Source organism: Methylobacterium trifolii (genome assembly GCF_022179685.1).
GTDB lineage: Bacteria > Pseudomonadota > Alphaproteobacteria > Rhizobiales > Beijerinckiaceae > Methylobacterium > Methylobacterium trifolii.
Map to the genome: position 1 here is coordinate 1 of NZ_BPRB01000389.1, position 4,020 is coordinate 4,020.

At 71.3% G+C, this 4,020-nt stretch carries 3 protein-coding genes and 1 pseudogene; all 4 read left to right on the forward strand.

Annotated features, from left to right (window positions below; all coding sequences use genetic code 11):
• On the forward strand, nucleotides 1-880 hold an 880-nt coding region (locus tag COGEMETH_RS24975), incomplete at its 5' end, for an AbrB family transcriptional regulator (protein ID WP_238185361.1).
• Entirely contained in the window at nucleotides 880-1,224 is a 345-nt protein-coding gene (locus COGEMETH_RS24980) for a diacylglycerol kinase (RefSeq protein ID WP_238185362.1), read from the forward strand. The genes COGEMETH_RS24975 and COGEMETH_RS24980, both read left to right, overlap by 1 nt.
• 160 nt (nucleotides 1,225-1,384) lie before the next feature.
• Nucleotides 1,385-1,951, forward strand: coding sequence for a PilZ domain-containing protein (locus tag COGEMETH_RS24985; protein ID WP_238185363.1), 567 nt, complete (start codon nucleotides 1,385-1,387; stop codon nucleotides 1,949-1,951).
• Nucleotides 1,952-2,129: 178 nt separating this feature from the next.
• Nucleotides 2,130-3,737: pseudogene (gene ilvA / locus COGEMETH_RS24990) on the forward strand (threonine ammonia-lyase, biosynthetic); the annotation flags it as partial.
• Nucleotides 3,738-4,020 lie beyond the last annotated feature (283 nt).

The following is a 4,020-nucleotide window of genomic DNA, read 5'->3' on the forward strand; positions in this document are numbered from 1 at the left end:
GTCGCAGGCGATGATCGGCTGCCTCGTCGCCCACGCGGTGACGGGCAGCATCGTCGCGACCCTGCTGGAGGACGGCCCGATCATCGTCGCCGTCGTGCTGGTGACGGTGGCGGCCGGCGGCACGGTCGGCTGGGGCCTGACCCGGCTGAGGGTGCTGCCGGGCACCACCGCCGCCTGGGGCTCCTCGCCGGGGGGCGCGGCGGCGATGGTGGCCATGTCCGAGGCCTTCGGCGCCGACCCGCGGCTCGTCGCCTTCATGCAGTACGTGCGCGTGGTGGCGGTGGTGTTCTCGGCCTCCCTCGTCGCCCGCCTGATGATCGAGGCGCCGGCCCTGGCTGCGGATGCGGGCGCGACCGACGCGGCAGAGGCCGGCTCGGTCCTGGCCACGCTGGGCATCGCGGCGGTCGGCGCGGCCGTCGCCCTGGCGCTGCGCGTGCCGGCGGGCGCGCAGATCGGGCCGATGGTGCTGGGCTCCGTGCTGCATGCCACCGGCCTCGCCCGGATGGCGCTGCCGGGCCCGATCCTCGACCTCGCCTATGCCGGCATCGGCTGGTACGTGGGCCTGCGCTTCACCCGAGAGACCCTGAACCTGACCGTGCACGCGCTTCCGGGCATCCTGGTCTCCACCCTGGCCGTGATCCTGCTCTGCGGCGGCTGGGCCTTCGGGCTGACCTTCCTGCTGCCGATCGACTTCCTCACCGCCTTCCTCGCCACCAGCCCCGGCGGCCTGGATTCGGTGGCGATCATCGCGGTCGGCTCGCAGGCCGACGTGTCCTTCGTCCTCGCGGTCCAGACCCTGCGCCTGTTCGTGGTGCTGATCACCGGGCCGCTGCTCGCCAAGTGGATCTCCCGCACGGCCCCGGACACCGACAGGCCGTGATGCGGGCGCTCTACCTGGCGTTCCTGAATTCCTGGCGCGGCCTGGTCCACGGCGCGCGGACGGAGCGGGCGATCCGCCTCGAACTCCTGCTGGCCGCGGTCGGGCTGCCGGCCGCGATGATGCTCGGCACCGGTCTGTGGGTGCGGGTCGCGCTGCTGGCGAGCCTGATCCTGATGCTCGCGGCCGAATTCCTGAACACGGCCATCGAGAAGCTCTGCGACCATCTCCACCCGGACCGGCACGTCCGGATCGGGGTGGTCAAGGACCTCGCCTCGGCCGGGGCGTTCTTCGCGCAGGTCCTCGCCGCCCTCGTCTGGCTCGCCGCGGTGATCGACCGGTTCTGATCCCGGAGAACCGTGGCGCGCACGGGCGCCGAGCCATGCGCCGAGCACATAATGCGGCGCCGCGGCGAGAAATCCCACGCATTTTACGGATCGCCGTATGGGCCGGAAAAGAATCTTACCGCGATAACCCGATGGGTCGGGGCCACGGCAAGAGGGCGGGATGCAGGACACGCGGTGCCACAAGGTCATCCTGCCCGCCTTGTGCTGGAGCCGGCAGCACCACGATTTCTACGCCGTCACCGATGCGGTCTCCCCGGACGGCATCCGGTTCCGGTCGGCGACGGTCCCCGCGATCGACGACCCCCTGACCTGCAGCATCCGGCATATCGGCGTGCTGGAGACGCGGGTCGTCCGCAGGGAGGCGAACGCGTTCGTGGTCCGCCCGACGACGAACCGGCAGCGCGGCAGGGCGGTCGCGGAGTTCCTCGTGGACACCGCCCGCCTCCAGGGGCCCGCCCTGGAGGGGTATCGCACTGCTCCGCGGATCGTGCCGCGCCGGACCGACATCCTGGTGACGCTGGAGGACGGCTCGCACCTGCCGAGCCGCCTGCTGAACCTTTCCGCCTCCGGTGCGGCGATCCATGTGGAGCGCCCCCTCGCGCTCGGCACGCGGATCCGGATCGGCCGGACCGGCGGTTCGGTGGTGCGGACGTTTCCCCAGGGCGCCGGCATCGCCTTCCTCGTGCCCTTCGACCCGGCCGAGGTGAGCGTGGATCTGGTGCTCTGACACCGAGAGGCAGCGAGCCGGGCTGGTCGCCTGCCCTCGCATCGGCGCGGCGGAACGCCTAATACCAGGCCTCGGTGAGGATGCCGCATCGAGGCTTGAGCCCCCGCGACTGCGGGGCGGCGGCCGTCCGCCGGACCTCATAGGTCCTCACCTATGAGACTTGGTATAAGAGGCTCACTCGAAACGGCCCCGGCACCGTTCCGCCGCGGGGCGCAGCCCGGACGATCCTCGAACCGACGATGGGACCGTGACCGACTACATCCGCAAGATCCTCACCGCCCGCGTCTACGACGTCGCCATCGAGAGCCCGCTCGATCCGATGCCGCGCATCAGCGCGCGCCTCGGCCGCCCGGTGCTGCTCAAGCGCGAGGACCTGCAGCCGGTGTTCTCGTTCAAGCTGCGCGGCGCCTACAACAAGATGTCCGGGCTCGATCCGGCCCTGCTCGCCCGCGGGGTGGTCTGCGCCTCGGCCGGCAACCACGCGCAGGGGGTGGCGCTGGCCGCCGCCCGCCTGAACGTGCGCGCAATCATCGTGATGCCGCGCACCACGCCCTCGATCAAGGTCGACGCCTGCCGGGCCCGCGGGGCCGAGGTGGTGCTGCACGGGGACGCCTTCGACGAGGCCCTGACCGAGGCGCGGCGGCTCGAGGCCGAGCAGGGCCTGACCTTCCTCCACCCCTTCGACGATCCCGACGTGATCGCCGGCCAGGGCACGATCGGCAAGGAGATCCTGCAGCAGCATACCGGCCCGATCGAGGCGATCTTCGTGCCCGTCGGCGGCGGCGGCCTGGCGGCCGGCATCGCCACCTTCGTGAAGTACCTGCGCCCGGAGACCAAGGTGATCGGCGTCGAGCCGGACGACGCCGCCTGCATGGCCGAGGCCCTCAAGGCGGACGAGCGGGTCATGCTGCCGAGCGTCGGCCTGTTCGCCGACGGCGTCGCCGTGCGGCAGGCCGGCGAGGAGACCTTCCGCCTCTGCCGCGCGCATCTCGACGGGGTCATCACCGTCGACACCGACGCCATGTGCGCGGCGGTCAAGGACATCTTCGACGACACCCGTGCGGTGTCCGAGCCCTCCGGGGCGCTGAGTCTGGCCGGCGCCAAGGTCTACGCCGCCCGCGAGGGCGGCACGGGCACGCTGGTGGCGATCTCGTCGGGCGCCAACCTCAACTTCGACCGCCTGCGCCACATCGCCGAGCGGGCCGAGATCGGCGAGGAGCGGGAGGTGCTGCTCGGCGTCACCATCCCCGAGCGCCCCGGCGCCTACCGCGCCTTCATCACGGCGCTCGGCCCCCGCGCGATCACCGAGTTTAACTACCGCTACGCCCGCGACGCGGCGGCCCAGATCTTCGTCGGCATCAACCTGCCCGGCGGCAAGCCCGAGAAGCGCGACCTGATCGCCGCCCTGGGCGCGGCCGGCTACCGGGTGCTCGACATGAGCGACAACGAGATGGCCAAGGTCCACGTCCGCTACATGGTCGGCGGCCGGGCGGGGGGGCTGGCCCACGAGCGCCTGTTCCGCTTCCAGTTCCCGGAGCGGCCCGGCGCCCTGCTGAAGTTCCTGGAGACGCTCGGCGAGGACTTCAACATCACCCTGTTCCACTACCGCAACCACGGCGCCGATTACGGACGGGTGCTGGCCGGCATCGACGTGCCGCCCACCGAGCACGCCCGCTTCGACGCGGCTTTGGCCGCACTCGGCTACCCGGCCACCGAGGAGACGGAGAACCCCGCCTACCGCCTCTTCCTCGATACGGGCGCGCAGCCGGAGGCGCTCCTCGCCTGAGGTCACAGATGTACACATTGCCTCCAGGATGAGGCGCGGGTCCCCTCTTCCGTGCGGGAGAGGGACAGGGTGAGGGATGCGACCTCTCCAGAGAAACCTGGGGCCCTCACCCCAACCCTCTCCCGCACGGGAGAGGGGGCCGCACAGCGCTTCGATCGACCTCTCCGGTTCCCCTGCGCAGATGCAGGAGTCCGGCAGCCCACAAGGGGAGAAGAACCACGTTCCGGAACAGAGGCTTATCTGACCACTGGCGATGCGTGAGCTTGCTAGTGCACTGACTCAG

Coding starts and splice junctions, on each gene's coding strand:
- COGEMETH_RS24980 (WP_238185362.1), top strand. CDS start 880: ATGCGGGCGCTCTACCTGGCGTTCCTGAATTCCTGGCGCGGCCTGGTC.
- COGEMETH_RS24985 (WP_238185363.1), top strand. CDS start 1,385: ATGCAGGACACGCGGTGCCACAAGGTCATCCTGCCCGCCTTGTGCTGG.